Source organism: Achromobacter sp. UBA4530, assembly GCF_002388205.1.
In the GTDB taxonomy this organism is placed as follows: Bacteria; Pseudomonadota; Gammaproteobacteria; order Burkholderiales; family Burkholderiaceae_B; genus Achromobacter; species Achromobacter animicus.
In genome coordinates, this window is the sequence record NZ_DGMA01000020.1 from 1 (window position 1) to 15552 (window position 15552).

Genomic DNA, 15552 nt, shown 5'->3' on the forward strand with positions numbered 1-15552 from the left:
AAGTGGTGGCCGAACAGCACGTGCTTGTTGGTGGGCACGTAGTCCAGACCGTCGTTGTACTTCCAGGCCGGCGTCATGCGCGTCGGGTCAAGCTGGAAGACCTTGCGCGCGATGAAGCGGCTGTAGTAACGGTAGGCGATGAGATAGACGCAGACGGCGGCAATCACCACCCATAGCGCGTTGATGGTCTCCCCTCTGGCCAGCGCCACGGTACCCAGCGCAAACGCGCCCAGTACCGCAACCGCCAGCCAGACCAGGTGCTGACCCAGTCCCTTACTGCTGGTGTGCATAAGTGCTCCTCTTGCCTCCCGCCATGCTCTTGGCGTGAACGCTTTTTTCGTCCCGCGGAAGGCAGACTCATTGTTGTGGGGTGGCGGACGCAGGCGTCCGCGCTGCGTCAGGTCGACGCGGGCGCCAGTATTGCGCTCTGGCCATCGCGCCAACAAGCGCGGAACTACGCAAGCGAGCTACGTGTTACTACGTCATGCGCCGCAGCAAATTTCCGTGGAAACCGTAAAATCTCCGAACTTTCCGCGTTCCCGCCTCGATACCCTTCCGGTTGATGCGTCGCAGCAAATTCGCTTCGGCCTGATACAAATCCTTATGAAGCTGCGTCTCAAAATCTTGCTGCTTGCGGCAGTCCCGCTGCTGGTGGCCGTCGCCGCCATCACGGTCGCCGTCTACGTGCAGGGATTGCAGTTGGCGCAGCGCGAAAAACAGGTGGTCGAAACCGCCTGGCTGGCCAGCAAGGAAGGCGAGCTGCGTCACTACGTGAACCTGGCTTACAGCGCCATCGCGCCGCTGCAGGCCGCAGGCGACGACGCGGCCACGCGCCAGCGCGCGCTGGACCTGCTGGCGCAAATGGAGTTCGGGCACGACGGCTACTTTTTCGTCTACGACCTGCAGGGCAAGAACCTGATGCATCCGCGCCAGCCCGAGCTGGTCGGGCAAGACCTTTGGAACCTTCGCGACACCAAGGGCCAGGCCGTCATCCAGAACCTGCTGACGGCCGCCCGGCGCGGCGGGCAGCAAGGCGAGGTGGTGCATTACCTCTGGGAAAAACCGTCCACCAACCAGACCGTTGAAAAGCTCGGATACGTAGTGGTGCTGGAACGCTGGGGCTGGATGCTGGGCACCGGCATCTACCTGGACGACGTGCAAGAGGCCCTGGTGCGCATCGACGCCGCGGCGCAGGCCAATATCCGCGACATGTTCGCGTGGGTGGCCGGTATTGCCGCGGTGTCCATCCTGGGCGTGGCCGCCTGTGGTCTGGCCCTCAATATCAGCGACCATCGCCAGTCCGACGCCAAGCTGCGGCTGATGGCGCGCCAGATCGTGCGGTCGCAGGAAGACGAGCGCGCCCGCCTGTCGCGGGAACTGCACGACGGCATCAGCCAGGTGCTGGTGTCGGTAAAACTGTCGCTGGAGGCCGCCCGCGAGCGGCTGCGCCAGTCGCACTCGGACGATTCGCGCGCGCTTGCGCACATCGACACGCCGCTGGGCGGCGCGCTGGACCGTCTGAACATGGCGGTGGGCGAGGTCCGCCGCATTTCGCACAATCTGCGTCCCACCCTGCTCGATGACCTGGGCCTGCCCGCCGCGCTGGAGCATCTGGGCCGGGAATTCGCCATCCGCCCCGAGGACGGCGCCCCGCCGCTGGCGGTGGACCTGCACACGGTCGGCCAGCCGGTGAAGCTGCCTGACGCCTACGCGACGGCGCTGTTCCGCGTGACGCAAGAGGCGCTGACCAACGTCATGCGCCATGCCGGCGCCACGCGGGCGGATCTGACGCTGGCGTATTCGGCGCGCGACTTGCGCCTGACCATCACCGATGACGGGTGCGGCTTTGACGACGCCGAGGTCCAGCAGGACCCGCATCGCGGCATCGGCCTGCGCAACATGCGAGAACGCATGAGCGCGCTGTCCGGCACCCTGACCTTTCATTCCACCGCGCAAGGCACGACCTTGCAGGCCTGGCTTCCCCTGCCGCCTCCCGGCGGCCCCCTTCCGACGCCTCCCCAAGCATGATCGACAAACCCGACGCCGTCCGCCTTCTGCTGATCGATGACCACCCCCTGGTGCGCGACGGCCTGCGCCTGCGCCTTGAAACCGTGCCGACGTTGCGGGTAGTAGGTGAAGCCAGCAACGCCGCGGCCGCGCAGGCTTTTCTGGCCGCCTGCATGGCTGAGGATCCGCAGGGCGGCACCCTTCCCCATCTTGCGCTGATGGACCTGAACATGCCCGGCGTCGGCGGCCTGGAGCTGACGGCGCTGCTGCACGAGCGCTATCCGCAGATCGCGGTGCTGGTGCTGTCCATGCACGACAACCCCGAGTACATGGTGCAGGCGGTCAAGGCCGGCGCCCGCGGCTATCTGCTCAAGGACGAGCCCGCGCAGGAGATCATCACCGCCATCGACGCCGTCATGGCCGGCCGCAGCTATTTCAGTGCTGCAGCGGCCGTGCGGCTGTCGCAGGCCAGCGCCCTGGCCACGTTGCTGACGCACCGCGAGCGCGACGTGCTCCGCCACATCGCCGACGGCCATGCCAACAAGCAGATCGCGCAGACGCTGGGATTGTCGGTGCGCACCGTCGAGACGCACCGCCTGAACATCAAGCGCAAGCTGGGCATCGACGGACAGGCCGAACTCATCAAGTACGCGGTCGAAAACCGGGGCGTCTGAACGCGGGAAATACCCCCACACGCCACGGGTAAGCCCGCGGTCCGCCCGCCGCGCTGAGGTAGACTTGCGACACCTACGCATTACGTCCAGCGTTACGCCACGCATCACCCTTTGCATCACCGCGCGCCAGAGGGCGCGCCGCCAGGAGTCCCCATGTCATTGGAAAAGCACTACACCGCCATTCTCGAAGCACTAGGGGAAGATCCGTCCCGCGAAGGGCTGGCCGACACGCCGGCCCGCGCCGCCAAGGCCATGCGCCACCTGTGCCGCGGCTACGACCAGAACCTGGAAGAAATCGTCAACGGCGCGCTGTTCACGTCGGACACGCGCGAGATCGTCCTGGTCAAGAACATCGAGCTGTACTCGCTGTGCGAGCACCACATGCTGCCCTTCATCGGCAAGGCGCACGTGGCCTACCTGCCGGCCGGCAAGGTGCTGGGCCTGTCCAAGGTGGCCCGCATCGTCGAGATGTACGCGCGCCGCCTGCAGATTCAGGAAAACCTCAGCCGCCAGGTGGCAGAAGCCGTGCAAAGCGTCACCGGCGCGGCTGGCGTTGCGGTCGTGATCGAGGCGCAGCACATGTGCATGATGATGCGCGGCGTCGAAAAGCAGAATTCCTCCATGGTCACGTCGGTGATGCTGGGCGAATTCCACGAAAACCCGTCCACGCGTGCGGAGTTTCTCAGCCTGATCCGCTGATCGGTGTCTGACACCTAGTGGCACAGCCGTGATCTGACGGCGCTCTCTGCAGGGTGTCAGACACCTTGCCAGCCATCTCATCCATTTGGCGCATATCGCGGGCCCGCCCGCTGCGACGACCATGCCCGTTCGGGCATCGGCGGCGCAGCCGGCGGGCCCGGTTGCTTTTGGCACCTACTGATCCGGACATCTGGCCCTAGCGTTCTGGTCCCATCCGGGCACACTGGCACCAGCAAGCCGGTCGCGCCGGGGCGCGGCCGTTCTCTCCCGGAGATCTCCATGAACGCGATATACCGCCTGATTCGCCGCTGCACCCTGGCCGGCCTGGCCGCCGCGCTACTGGCTGCGCCCGCCTACGCGCAGACCAAACTCGTGGTGGGCTACCAGCTCATCGTCGGGCCGTTCCTGTCCGCCATCGCGGACGGCAGTTTCGACAAGGCCCTGAAAGAGGCCGGCTACCAGGTGGACTGGCGCCAGTTCACCTCGGGCGGCGACATCTCGACCGCCCTGGCCTCGGGCAACGTGCCGGTCGGCGTGCTGGGATCGACCGGGATCACCTCGGCCGCCACACGCGGCGTGGACATGCAGCTCTTCTGGATCCTGGACAACATCGGCAAGTCCGAAGCGCTGGTGGCGCGCAACGGCTCCGGCATCAACAGCACCGCCGACCTGAAGGGCAAGCGCATTGCCACGCCGTTCGTGTCGACGTCGCACTTTCATTTGCTGGTCGGGCTTGAGCAGGTCTGGAAGGTGCCGCCGCGCGACGTGCGCATCCTGAATATGCAGCCGCCGCAGATCGTGGCCGCTTGGCAGCGCGGCGACATCGACGCCGCCTACGTCTGGCCGCCCGCGCTGACCGAGATCGCCAAGACCGGCAAGATCATCGCCGACTCCGAACAGATCGGCGCGGCCAGCGTGCCGACCTTCGACGGCATCGTGGTGGACAAGGCCTGGGCGCAGAAGAACCCGAAGTTCATGGCCGCCTTCACGGGCGTGCTGGCCAAGTCTTATGCTGACTATCGCGCCAACAGCGCCAAGTGGACGGCGGATTCGCCGCAGGTCAAGGGCATCGTCAAGCTGATTGGCGGCAAGCCCGAGGACATCGTCGAGGCACTGGGCCTCCTGGTCTTCCCGACCGTGGAAGAACAGGCCTCCAAGACCTGGCTGGGCGGCGGCAAGGACTCGGGCGCCGCGCGCGCCTTCGCGGCCAGCGCCAAGTTCCTGAAGGATCAGAAGCAGATCGACAAGGCACTGGACGACTACAGCCCGTTCGTGACGGATCAGTACGCGAAGGCGGCCGCGAAGTAATTCACGCGACCCGTCCGACCCGGCCCGGCGCCACCCCGGCGCCGGCCGCAGCGCGAAGACGAGGCCTGCCGCCGCAGGCCTCGCCACAACGATCAGGGGGAACAGCATGACCATGCAGTCCACATCCGCCGCGCAGCGCCTGTGCGCGGAAGGCGTCAGCGTCACCTATCCCGGCCTGCACGACAGCGGCCCCGTCATCGCGCTGCACGACGTCAACCTGACCATCCAGCCCGGCGAATTCGTCGTCGCGTTGGGAGCATCAGGCTGCGGCAAGACCACGTTGCTCAGCCTGCTTGCGGGCTTTCTGTCGCCGACCGAGGGCGAGATCACGCTGGGCGGAAACCCCATCGTCGGGCCGGGCGCCGACCGCGGCGTGGTGTTCCAGAAGCACGCCCTGCTGCCCTGGCTGAACGTGCTGGAGAACACGGAATTCGGCCTGAAGCTGCAAGGCGTGGACAAGGAGACCCGCCGTGCGCGCGCCCGCCGCAATCTTGAACTGGTGGGCCTGCAGGACTTTCACCGGCACATGATCTACCAGCTGTCGGGCGGCATGCAGCAGCGCGTGGGCATCGCGCGCGCGCTGACCTGCGACCCCGCCATGCTGCTGATGGACGAGCCCATGGCCGCGCTGGACGCGCTGACCCGGGAAACCATCCAGGAGCTGCTGCTGGACATCTGGCGGCAGACCAACAAGATGTTTTTCTTCATCACCCACAGCGTGGAAGAAGCGCTCTTCCTGGGATCGCGGCTGATCGTCATGTCGCCGCGCCCGGGTCGGATCACGCACACGTTCGAGCCGGCCTTCAACCGGCGCTACCTGGAGACCCGCGATGGCCGTGGCATCAAATCCAGTCCCGACTTCATCGCCATGCGAGAAGAAGTCCTCGGCATCATCTACGGGGACGAGCGCGCCGCCTCCCCGCACGCCCTCCATGCCTAAGCGCCGCATCGGCCACACGCCGGCGGCGCCGGGCAAGGTGTACGGGGCGCCGGGCGCGGGCTACAGCGGCCACATCAGCCTGCTCACCAGCCTGGCGCTGATCGCGCTGTGGTTCCTCGTGACCAGCGCCGGCTGGGTGCGGCCGCTGTTTCTGCCGTCGCCCATCGCGGTGTACGACAAGTTTGTCTTCGCCATGACCGAAGGCGTGGCCAATTCCACCCTGACCGAGCACGCGCTCGCCAGCCTGGGCCGCGTGTTCGGCGCGTTCTTCCTGGCGTGTGTCACGGCCATTCCGGTCGGCATCCTGATGGGCGTGAACCGCTACGCGCGCGGCGTCTTCGATCCGCCGATCGAGTTCTACCGCCCGCTGCCGCCGCTCGCTTATCTGCCGCTCATCATCATCTGGTTCGGCATCGGCGAATTCCCCAAGATCCTGCTGATCTACCTGGCCATCTTCGCGCCCATGGCGATCGCCGCGCGCGCGGGCGTACGGTCGGTGTCGATCGAACAGATCCATGCCGCCTACGCCATGGGAGGGACCAGCCGCCAGATCGTCTGGCACGTCATTCTGAAGGCGGCCATGCCGGAAATCTTCACGGGCATGCGCATCGGTATCGGGGTCGGCTGGACGACGCTGGTCGCCGCCGAGATGGTGGCGGCCGACCGGGGTCTGGGCTTCATGGTGCTGAACGCCGCGCAGTTCCTGGCCAGCGACACGGTCATCATGGGCATCATCGTGATCGGGCTGTTCGCGTTCGCCTTCGACCTGCTGGTGCGTTACCTGGAACGCTTCGCCATTCCGTGGAAGGGACGAATCTGACAGGGCAATCCCGCATTCCTTCCCCCATCCGGCTCCTTTATTCTGAGACTCGGACACCCCGGGCGCGGCAGCGCGGCGCCCGTGAGGTCCGCAGTCAAAAGGAGCCAGCCATGTCCAGCCAGGCCTCGATGCTCAAGCCTGTGTTGTGGGAACGCCTGTTCGAAAAGGCCAGCGCGCCCAACCTCAGCCTGCAGGGGCGCGTGCGCCAGATGCTGGTGTCGGCCATCCTGAGCGGCCACCTGCCGCCCGGCATGCCGGTGCCGTCCAGCCGCTACCTCGCCGACCAGTTGCGCATCGCGCGCAATACCGTGGTGTTTGCGTACCAGCAGCTCGTGTGCGAAGGGTATCTCGTGTCGCGCGAACGCAGCGGCCACTTCGTCAGCGATACCGTCATGGAAGGCCACTCGGGTCCCGCGACGGACGCTTCACCGGCGGACGCGCCCGAAACCGGTGGCGTGCGCTGGGAAGAGCGTCTGCGCTTTCGTCCCTCGCGGCAACGCAACATCACCAAGCCCCGCGACTGGCAGAAACAGCCCTATCCCTTCGTCTACGGCCAGTTCGATCAAGACCTGTTCCCTACCGCCGAATGGCGCGAATGCTGCATCAAGGCGCTGTCGGTGCTGGACATCCGCAGCTGGGCGCCGGACCTCATCACGCACGACGACCCCGCGCTCATCGAACAGATCCGCACGCAGGTGCTGCCGCGCCGCGGCGTGTGGGCCGACGCCGAGGAAATCGTCATCACGGTCGGCGCGCAGCACGCGCTTTATCTGCTGGCCGACCTGCTGGTGAACGAAGACACCGTGGTCGGCATGGAAGACCCGGGCTATCCGGACGCGCGCAACATCTTCGCCAGCCACACGCGCCATCTGCTGCCGCTGCCCGTGGACGAACAGGGCCTGCGCACGGGGACGCAACTGCTCGGATGCGATTACCTGTTCGTCACGCCGGGCCATCAGTGTCCGACTACCGTCACGCTGTCCATGGAGCGCCGCGCCTCCCTGCTGGCAATGGCGCGGCAGGCCGACAGCCTCATCATCGAAGACGACTTCGAAAGCGAAAGCCGCTGGGGCGAAGGCGCGATCCCCGCGCTGAAAAGCCTGGACCGGGACGGCCGCGTGATCTACGTGGGCAGCCTGGCCAAGTCCTTCGCGCCGGGCCTGCGCATCGGCTACATCGTCGCGCCGCGCGAGCTGGCCGCCGAGCTGCGCGCGCTGCGCCGCCTGATGCTGCGTCACCCGTCCGCGTACATCCAGCGCGCGTTCTCGCTGTTCATCTCGCTGGGGCATCACCATTCACTGCTGCGCCGCCAGTCGCAGGCTTACCAGAAGCGCGGCGCCGAACTGGCGCAGGCGTTGGCGCGGCACCTGCCGGACTTCACGGCCATTCCGATCACCGGTTCGTCATCGTGCTGGCTGCAGGGTCCGCCGTGGCTCAATGCGGTGGCGCTGTCCGAAGCCGCGCTGGCCGAAGGCGTCGTGGTCGAACCGGGGGATGTGTTCTTCATGGACGGCGCCAACGCGCCGCGGAACTTCCTGCGCGTGGGGTTTACGTCGATCCGGCCGGAGCATATCGAACCGGGTATCGCGCGGCTGGCAAAGGTGGTCGACGCCCAGCGGCGCGTGGCGCAGGATCTCGTGCTGGACGGTGTCTGACACCCGAATCAGTCCTACGTTTTGACGGGGTGTCTGACACCTGAATCAGTCCTACGTTTTGACGGGGTGTCTGACACCTCAATCAGTCCTACAAGTCTTGAAGGTGCCAGAGGCCCGCGTACTGCTACAGCAACTCGTCCCGCAGGTAATACCAGCGATACAACAACCCCTGCCCGATCCGGCGGAACGGGGCGAACAGGTGTCCCGGTAGCGGCGTGTCGTAGATCGGCAGGTTCCACGCGATCCCATCCTTGCCCATCATCCGCTGCGCCAGCCGCCTGCCGGCATGCGCCGAAAACGCCACCCCGTTGCCGCCATAGCCGAAGGCGTAATACACCTGCTGCGCCGGGTCCGGTTGCGTGACGCGCGGCATCATGTCGTGGCTGACGTCTACCCAGCCCCACCACGAATACGCCACGTCCACACCGCGCAGCGCCGGGAACTTGCGGGCGAGTCCCTCGCGCAGCAGCGCAAGGTGGCGCGGGTTTTCGGCGTCTGCACCGCGCAGCGCGCTTCGGCTGCCGATTTGCATGCGGCCATCGGGCAGCAGGCGGTAGTAGAAGCGCAGCGTGCGCGTGTCGGTGATGAACACCGTGCTTTTCAACCCCGCCGCCTCGCGTTCCTCGGCCGACAGCACCCGCGTGACCATCGAATTGGACAGCACCGGCATGATGCGGTTGTCCAGCAGCCGGTTGACGCCCTGCGCGGTGTAGCCGCCGGTGGCGAAGGCCACGCGCCGGGCACGCACCGTGCCGCCGGGGGTTTGCAGCCGGTACATGCCGTTTTCCACGCGCCAGCCCAGCACGGGGCTGGACGGATGGATGCGCACGCCCAGCGCCCGCGCCTGCCGCAGATAACCGTACGCAAGCTTGAGCGGATGCACGCCGACACCGTCGGGCTCGTGCATGGCGCCCACCGCCTCGCGATCATCCACATACCGTTCGTGCAATTCGGCGCGGCTGAGCATCTTGGTGTCGTAACCGAAGACGTCGCGCATCACGCGCGCTTCGTTCTGCAGGAAGGCCATCTTCTTCTGGCGATGCGCCGTGTACAGATGGCCGCCGGGCTGCGCGTCGCAGTCCACCTGCGCGACCAGGCTCTTCCAATACTCGAAGCCTTCGCGGATCTCCGCGTCCAGGCGTTTGGCCGTGTCCAGCCCCCAGCGTTCGATCCACTGCGAGCGGTACAGGCGGCCCGACGCATTCTGCCCCTGGCCGCCATTGCGGCTGGTGCACCCCCACACCGCGCGATTGGCCTCCAGCACGACGGCCTTCACGCCAAAATCGCGTGCCAGCGCCAGCGCCGCCGACAAGCCCGTGAAGCCGGAGCCGACAATCACCACATCAGCGTCGATGTCGCTGCGGATCGGCCCGTCGTCCTCGGGCGGTGCGCCGGCCGTCGCGACCCAGTAGGTGGGCGCGTAGTCCTGGCCCTGTCCGGGCGGCGACACCAGCGGATCGTAGGCGGGGTTGTAGGCGTTGATGGCGGCGCCGGACGCGGGCGCCGGGCGGGAGATGCCGGCCGACATTTGCGTATCCATGATGGCGGCTATGCACGTGCCGGCAAGGCGGGACGCTGCTTGCGGAACGCGTTCTTCACCTGGATCTTGCCGTCCTTGAACGTGAACACGTCGACCATGTCGGCCTCCACCCGCGAGCCGTCCGCCGCCGTGCCGCGGAACGTGGACTCGGAGACGCCGCGATCGCCGGCCACCCAGTGGCGGCCGTTCTCCCATTGCGCGTCCGGGAAGTTCTTCCAGGCCGCGGCAAAGGCCGCGCGCACCGCTTCCGGGCCGGCATGGCGGCTGCCGTACTGTTCGGGGCCGCCGACGGTCTCGAACACGCAGTCTTCGCTCATGAATGACATCAGGGCGTCGATATCGTGCCGGTTCCAGGCGGCCGCAAACTCGGCCAGCATTTCCACGGTGACGGTCTGTTGCATTGCCTACCCTCCTTCGCTGGCGCGGCGCGAGATGCGTCCACGCTGAACCCTCAAGGTACGTGCGCGGCATGCGCGCGGATAGGACCAGACGCGGGGAATCGCTTGCACCAGAACTAGCGCAGCGGCACGGCGTGGGCCGCGTCCAGTGCGACGTCGACGTTGATGTCGTGCAGCGCAGCCCGGTCCAGAAGCGTCGCGATTGCCGGCATGTTGGTGACGCCGCGCATACCAATCACGACCAGCGAGGGTTCGCATTGATCAGCCGGCGCGCGCGCCTGCGTGTCAAAGCGCACGCGCCGTCCCGCGAATTGCACCAGCACCCAACCGTGGCGGCTGGTGCGGACCCAGCCCTTGGCGCGCAGCACGTCGCGGGGCAGCTGCTTCAGGCGCTCGGCGAGCATGTCGGCGTCCAGTAACGCGGGGGCTCGCCATAGCCCGCTTTGGAACGGATGGGCGGGATCGGACGGGTCGACGTGGCGCGGCATGTGTCCGCCCACGCGAACGCCGCCGAGCTCGTCGCCGTGGGCGCCGACAACGCGGCCGCCATGGCCGTGTCCGCAGATAGCACCATCGCCGTGCCTGTCGCCATGGCCGCAACCATGCTCCGCCTCATGCCCGCTTGCCGTCCCCTCACCCACGCCGATCAACGCCCCCAAATCCACCCGCCCCTCGCTCGCCCGCAACAGGGGCGCGCCGCCGCTAGCCTCGCGCAGCCAATCCTGCACTGCCGCCAGCGCATCCGGCGCCACCAGATCGATCTTGTTCAACACCAGCAAATCCGCCGCGCGAAGCTGCCGCTGCACCGTATCGGCCAACAGCGGATCCGCCGCCACCTCGCGGATGGCCCCCGCATCGACCAGCACCACCACGCTCTCCAGTTGCAGCAGCGGATCGGCCATCCCCACCTGCGCGATGCGACCGGGATCAGATACGCCACTCGCCTCGATGACAATCCATTCGGGCAACGGATCCAGCGCCAGCACACGCGCCAGCGCATCATCCATTCCGCCCGCCATCGAGCAGCAGACGCAACCGTTGGCCAGCCGGATCACGTTGTCGGCGCGATCCGCGATAAGGCCCGCGTCGATGTCCACGGGCCCGAAGTCATTGACCAGCACCGCCGCGCGGCGCGCGCTGGCGGTCAGCACATGATTCAGCAAGGTGGTCTTGCCCGCACCCAGAAAGCCGCCCACCACCGTCAGCGGAATGCGCGCCACGTCAGGCCTCCCGCAGCGGCAGCGGACGCCCGCCGATGACCGTGCCCAGCACCTTCAGGTCTTTCAAGGATTCCGGCGCGGCCTCGGACGGATCGTCCGCCAGCACGCAGAAGTCCGCGTACTTGCCGACCTCGATCGAGCCCACCAGATGGTCCATATGCAGCGTATACGCGGCGCCCAGCGTGATAGCGTGCAGGGCGGCGTCGACGCCGATGCGCTCGGACTCGCCCAGCACGCGGCCCGAGGCCGTCTGCCGGTTCACCGCGCACCATGCCGTGAACAGCGGCCCAAGCGGCGTGATGGGCGCATCGGAATGGATGGCATACGGCACCCCTGCGCGCGCCGCCGACGCGCAGGCGTCCATGCGGTTGGCGCGATCCGGTCCCATCGTCAGCGCGTAGTGCGCGTCGCCCCAATAGTAGATGTGATTGGCAAAGAGATTCACGCACATGCCCAGGCTCGCCATCCGGCGGAACTGGGCGGCGTCGGCCATCTGGCAATGCTGCAACGTGTGGCGATGGTCGCGCCGCGGCGTGCGCTGCAACGCGCGGTCCACGGCTTCAATCGCAAGCTGCGTGGCCTCGTCGCCGTTGGTGTGGATGTGAAGCTGCGCGCCGGCGTCGTGATAGGTCTGCACCATCGCATCCAGTTCGGACGGCGCGATGACCCAGATGCCGTTGGGCGCCCCGTTGAAATAGCCGGGCCAGCGCACGCGTGCCGTGAAGCCCTGGATCGATCCATCGACCACCAGCTTCACCATGCCCAGATGCAGCTTGCCGTGATTCAGCCGCCGCGCGGCCGCCAGCTTTTCCAGGCAGCCCGCCGCGTTGCCCGCGTAGGTCAGCGCCGAGGCCGCGGGCACGATGCGCACCGGATAATCCAGCTCACCCGTCACCCGCGCCAGCGTCGCCAGGCCTTCATCATTCAACTCATTGACCAGGTCCGTCGCGGTGGTCACGCCGCCCCACTGCGCCACCTTGCCGAACATCCGCAGCCCTTCTTCCGTCAGGCCAACCGTGCGGAACGGGCTGCCGATCAGCCGCATGACCGGGAACATGGCCGCAAATTCGCAGAGCTCGCCGCTGGGTCTTCCATCACCGAGCCGCGTCACGCCCTCGTTGTCCGTGTCGCGATCGATGCCCGCCCGAGCCAGCATGGGCGAGTTGACGTTCATGAGGTGCATGCTGGCGTGCATGACCACGATGGGCCGCTGCGCCGACACGGCGTCCAGGTCATGAATGCTCATGCGGTCGCCGCCGAAGAAGATGGGATCGAAGCCCCAGCCGATCAGCGTCTCGTCCTGCGCCAGCGCGCCCTCGGCATCCCGAAGCCGCGCCGCCACTTCCGCGAAGCTTTTCAGGCCGGACCAGAGCTTGCCGTCCGGACCGCGCCGGTCGTAAAAGCCCACGTAGACGAACTTCCACATGCCGCCCTCGGGCAGATGGCAATGGCCTTCCACGAGGCCCGGCATCAGCACGCTGTCCGCGAACCGGTCATCGACTTCTGCCGGCCCCCAGCCGGCCAGATCCTCCCGGCTGCCCACGCCAAGAATGCGGCCATCGCGCACGGCAACGTGCGTGGCGCGCGGCTGCGCGGGGTTCATGGTCAGGATGGATCGGGCGACATAAAGCGTCGTAGAGCCGGAAGGCTGAGTCATCGGGGTTCCTTGTCAGTCTGAAGATCGGTACGCCCACATCGGGACACGCACATCGGGACACGCACATCAGCACGCCCGTCAGTCTTGCAACGGCGACACCGTCACGCCATCGCGCGTCTCGACAAAATGGCAGGCCACGTGATGCGCCGGCGCCACCTCGCGCAATTCAGGTTCACGGGCGGAACACAGCGCTTGCGCGGCCGGACATCGCCCCGCGAAGCGGCAGCCGGGCGGCGGATTGACCGGGCTGGGTGGATCGCCGGTCAGCCTGACGCGCCGCGCCGCCGTTTCGCGGCCGCCCTTGACGGTCGGTACGGCAGACATCAGCGCCACGCTGTACGGATGCAGCGGCCGCGAGAAAAACGCCCGCCGCGAGGCCCGCTCGATGATCTTGCCCAGATACATCACGGCGATGTCGTCGCACACGTGCTCCACCACCGCCATGTCGTGCGAGATGAAAAGAAACGACTGCCCCTGTTCGCGCTGGATGCGCCGCAGCAGATTCAGGATCTGCGCGCGGATCGCGATGTCCAGCGCCGACACAGGCTCATCGCAGACGATCAGGTCCGGCGCGCTGGCCAGCGCCCGCGCGATATTCAGCCGCTGGCGCTGCCCGCCGGAAAACTGGTGCGGAAACAGTTGCCGCTGTTCGGGCCGCAGCCCCACCAGTTCGAACATCAGCGCCACGCGCGCCTCGCGGCCGCCGGGCGGATCGATGCCCATCAGGTCCAGCGGCGTGCGCACGATCTCCTCGGCGCGCTGGCGCGGATTGAGCGACGAGTACGGATCCTGGAACACCAGCTGCAGGCGCCGCCGCATCCGCCGCAGCGCCGAACCGCGCATCGCGGTCAGATCGCTGCCGTCGAAATGGATGCTGCCGCCGGTGGGGTCCGCCAGCCGCAGCACCGACAGCGCCGTGGTGGTCTTGCCCGAACCCGACTCGCCCACGATGGCCAGCGTGCGGCCGCGCTCCAGGTCGAACGACACGCCGTCCACCGCCCGCACCACCACCGGCTTGCCATCGCGTCCGCGCCCGCCCACCGGAAAATGCACCGACAGGTCGCGCACCGACAACAGGGATGACGATTGCGCCTGGCTCATTGCGATGCCTCCGGATAAAGCCAACACGACACGCCCTGACCCCCATCCAGCACGGTCATGGGCGGAAACTCGCGGCTGCAACGCGCCATGGCGCGGTTGCAGCGGTCAACGAACGGGCAGCCGACGCCTCGCTCCCACACGGACGGCACCACGCCCGGAATCTCGGGCAGGTCGGGCCGCTCGTCATCGGGTTCGCGGTCCAGTTCGGGCAGGCAGGCGATCAGGCCCTGCGTGTACGGATGGCGCGGCTGCGCCAGGATCTGGCCGACGCTGCCCTGCTCCACCACCCGCCCGCCGTACATCACCACCACGCGGTCCGCCATCTCGGACACCGCGCCCATGTCGTGCGTGATCAGCAGCACGGCGGTGCCGCGGCGCGCCTGCTGCTCGCGCAACAGGTCGAAGATCTGCGCCTGCACCGTCACGTCCAACGCGGTGGTGGGCTCGTCGGCGATGAGCACGTCCGGGTCGCAGGCCAACGCAATCGCGATCATCACCCGCTGCCGCATGCCGCCGGAAAGCTGGTGCGGATAATCGTCCACGCGGCGCTCCGGCAACGGGATGCCCACGGACTTGAGCATCTCGATGGCGCGCTCGCGTGCGTCGCGCTTGGACAGTCCTTGATGCAGGCGCAGCGGCTCGCCGATCTGGTCGCCCACCGTGTACACCGGATTGAGCGCAGTCATCGGCTCCTGGAAGATCATCGAAATGTTGTTGCCCCGCACCCGGCGCATCGCCTCGTCATCGTGCATCGCGAGGTCGGCGCCGCGCAGGCGCACGTGGCCCGCGCCCACGCGCGCCAGCGGCGGAATCAGCCGCATGATGGCCAGCGCCGTCATGCTCTTGCCGCAGCCGGATTCTCCGACCAGGCACAGCGTTTCGCCGGGACGCAGGTCGAAGCTCACGTCGCTCAGCACTTCGGCCGCCCGTCCGCGCGTGCGGAATTCCAGGCTCAGGCCGTCCACTTCCAGCACGGGGGCCATTTCGGCGGCGTTCATGCCCGGCCTCGCGACGTTGGATTGAGCGCGTCGTTCAGACCGTCGCCAATCAGGCTGACGGCCAGCACGGTCAGGAAGATGGCTGCGCCGGGCAGCGTCACCGCCCACCATGCGGTCAGGATGTAGGGGCGGTTGCTGCCGATCATCAAGCCCCAGCTCATCACATTGGGATCGCCCAGGCCCAGAAACGACAGCCCTGCCTCGAACAGGATCGCCGTGCCGATGGCCAGCGTGGCCGACACGATCAGCGGCGCCAATGCGTTTGGCAGGATGACTCGCCAGATGATGCGCGCGTCTCCGGCGCCGATCACGCGCTCGGCAAGGACATACTCACGCCGCTTGAGCCGCAGGAACTCGCCGCGCGCCAGCCGCGCGGTTCCCGTCCAGCTCACCACGCCGATGGCGACTGCGATGGTGGCGAGCGACGGGCTGAACAGCGTCACCAGCACCATCGCAAAGAGCAAGGTGGGCAGCACCTGGAAGAACTCGGTGATGCGCATCAGGGTCTCGTCGACCCAGCCGCCGTAATAGCCCG

At 67.2% G+C, this 15552-nt stretch carries 15 protein-coding genes; 7 read left to right on the plus strand and 8 right to left on the minus strand.

The features are described from left to right. A partial coding sequence (locus tag B2W22_RS15495) for a carbon starvation CstA family protein (RefSeq protein ID WP_286938510.1) occupies window positions 1–290 on the minus strand: 290 nt, incomplete at its 3' end. Window positions 291–603: 313 nt separating this feature from the next. Between B2W22_RS15495 and B2W22_RS15500 the strand changes: the two genes are divergently transcribed. The 7 genes from B2W22_RS15500 (at window position 604) to B2W22_RS15530 (ending at window position 8103) form a co-directional block, all read left to right on the plus strand. Next, a complete protein-coding gene (locus tag B2W22_RS15500) occupies window positions 604–2028 on the plus strand; it encodes a cache domain-containing protein (protein ID WP_175121860.1) in 1425 nt (474 codons plus the stop codon). Next, window positions 2025–2681, plus strand: coding sequence for a response regulator (locus B2W22_RS15505; RefSeq protein WP_175121861.1), 657 nt, complete (start codon window positions 2025–2027; stop codon window positions 2679–2681). The genes B2W22_RS15500 and B2W22_RS15505 overlap by 4 nt, the downstream gene beginning before the upstream one ends. Before the next feature lie 153 nt (window positions 2682–2834). Further along, window positions 2835–3380 carry a GTP cyclohydrolase I FolE gene (gene folE, locus B2W22_RS15510; protein ID WP_056316955.1) on the plus strand — a complete coding sequence of 182 codons (546 nt, stop codon included), beginning with the start codon at window positions 2835–2837 and terminating at the stop codon, window positions 3378–3380. A gap of 279 nt (window positions 3381–3659) precedes the next feature. Continuing rightward, window positions 3660–4688 carry a taurine ABC transporter substrate-binding protein gene (gene tauA, locus B2W22_RS15515; protein ID WP_175121862.1) on the plus strand — a complete coding sequence of 343 codons (1029 nt, stop codon included), beginning with the start codon at window positions 3660–3662 and terminating at the stop codon, window positions 4686–4688. A 106-nt stretch (window positions 4689–4794) separates the two neighbouring features. After that, on the plus strand, window positions 4795–5628 hold the full coding sequence (locus B2W22_RS15520) for a taurine ABC transporter ATP-binding protein (protein WP_175121863.1): 834 nt from the start codon (window positions 4795–4797) through the stop codon (window positions 5626–5628). After that, window positions 5621–6448: an ABC transporter permease subunit gene (locus B2W22_RS15525; protein ID WP_105238604.1), complete on the plus strand. Its 828-nt coding sequence runs from the start codon at window positions 5621–5623 to the stop codon at window positions 6446–6448. The genes B2W22_RS15520 and B2W22_RS15525 overlap by 8 nt, the downstream gene beginning before the upstream one ends. Window positions 6449–6558: 110 nt before the next feature. After that, complete coding sequence (locus tag B2W22_RS15530) at window positions 6559–8103, plus strand: PLP-dependent aminotransferase family protein (RefSeq protein ID WP_286938513.1); 1545 nt, start codon at window positions 6559–6561, stop codon at window positions 8101–8103. 124 nt (window positions 8104–8227) lie between these two features. Here the strand turns inward: B2W22_RS15530 and B2W22_RS15535 are convergent, their stop codons facing one another. From B2W22_RS15535 to B2W22_RS15565, 7 genes are all read right to left on the minus strand, one after another. After that, window positions 8228–9643 (minus strand): NAD(P)/FAD-dependent oxidoreductase, encoded by a 1416-nt coding sequence (locus B2W22_RS15535; protein WP_175121865.1) that lies wholly within the window; start codon window positions 9641–9643, stop codon window positions 8228–8230. 8 nt (window positions 9644–9651) lie between these two features. Continuing rightward, on the minus strand, window positions 9652–10044 hold the full coding sequence (locus B2W22_RS15540; RefSeq protein WP_175121866.1) for a nuclear transport factor 2 family protein: 393 nt from the start codon (window positions 10042–10044) through the stop codon (window positions 9652–9654). Window positions 10045–10157: 113 nt separating this feature from the next. Continuing rightward, window positions 10158–11261, minus strand: coding sequence for a CobW family GTP-binding protein (locus B2W22_RS15545; RefSeq protein ID WP_175121867.1), 1104 nt, complete (start codon window positions 11259–11261; stop codon window positions 10158–10160). A 1-nt stretch (window position 11262) separates the two neighbouring features. After that, on the minus strand, window positions 11263–12918 hold the full coding sequence (locus tag B2W22_RS15550) for an amidohydrolase (RefSeq protein ID WP_286938516.1): 1656 nt from the start codon (window positions 12916–12918) through the stop codon (window positions 11263–11265). A gap of 78 nt (window positions 12919–12996) precedes the next feature. Next, a complete protein-coding gene (locus tag B2W22_RS15555; RefSeq protein ID WP_286938518.1) occupies window positions 12997–14019 on the minus strand; it encodes an ABC transporter ATP-binding protein in 1023 nt (340 codons plus the stop codon). Then, a complete protein-coding gene (locus B2W22_RS15560; RefSeq protein ID WP_286938519.1) occupies window positions 14016–15017 on the minus strand; it encodes an ABC transporter ATP-binding protein in 1002 nt (333 codons plus the stop codon). Before B2W22_RS15560 ends, B2W22_RS15555 begins: the two co-directional genes overlap by 4 nt. Beyond that, on the minus strand, window positions 15014–15552 hold a 539-nt coding region (locus B2W22_RS15565), incomplete at its 5' end, for an ABC transporter permease (protein WP_286938521.1). The genes B2W22_RS15560 and B2W22_RS15565, both read right to left, overlap by 4 nt.

Bases quoted from the DNA above. Each gene is read 5' to 3' on its own strand.
- B2W22_RS15500 (WP_175121860.1), top strand. From the start codon at position 604: ATGAAGCTGCGTCTCAAAATCTTGCTGCTTGCGGCAGTCCCGCTGCTG.
- B2W22_RS15520 (WP_175121863.1), top strand. From the start codon at position 4,795: ATGACCATGCAGTCCACATCCGCCGCGCAGCGCCTGTGCGCGGAAGGC.
- B2W22_RS15505 (WP_175121861.1), top strand. From the start codon at position 2,025: ATGATCGACAAACCCGACGCCGTCCGCCTTCTGCTGATCGATGACCAC.
- B2W22_RS15535 (WP_175121865.1), bottom strand. From the start codon at position 9,643: ATGGATACGCAAATGTCGGCCGGCATCTCCCGCCCGGCGCCCGCGTCC.
- B2W22_RS15525 (WP_105238604.1), top strand. From the start codon at position 5,621: ATGCCTAAGCGCCGCATCGGCCACACGCCGGCGGCGCCGGGCAAGGTG.
- B2W22_RS15540 (WP_175121866.1), bottom strand. From the start codon at position 10,044: ATGCAACAGACCGTCACCGTGGAAATGCTGGCCGAGTTTGCGGCCGCC.
- folE (WP_056316955.1), top strand. From the start codon at position 2,835: ATGTCATTGGAAAAGCACTACACCGCCATTCTCGAAGCACTAGGGGAA.
- B2W22_RS15560 (WP_286938519.1), bottom strand. From the start codon at position 15,017: ATGAACGCCGCCGAAATGGCCCCCGTGCTGGAAGTGGACGGCCTGAGC.
- B2W22_RS15530 (WP_286938513.1), top strand. From the start codon at position 6,559: ATGTCCAGCCAGGCCTCGATGCTCAAGCCTGTGTTGTGGGAACGCCTG.
- B2W22_RS15555 (WP_286938518.1), bottom strand. From the start codon at position 14,019: ATGAGCCAGGCGCAATCGTCATCCCTGTTGTCGGTGCGCGACCTGTCG.
- B2W22_RS15550 (WP_286938516.1), bottom strand. From the start codon at position 12,918: ATGACTCAGCCTTCCGGCTCTACGACGCTTTATGTCGCCCGATCCATC.
- tauA (WP_175121862.1), top strand. From the start codon at position 3,660: ATGAACGCGATATACCGCCTGATTCGCCGCTGCACCCTGGCCGGCCTG.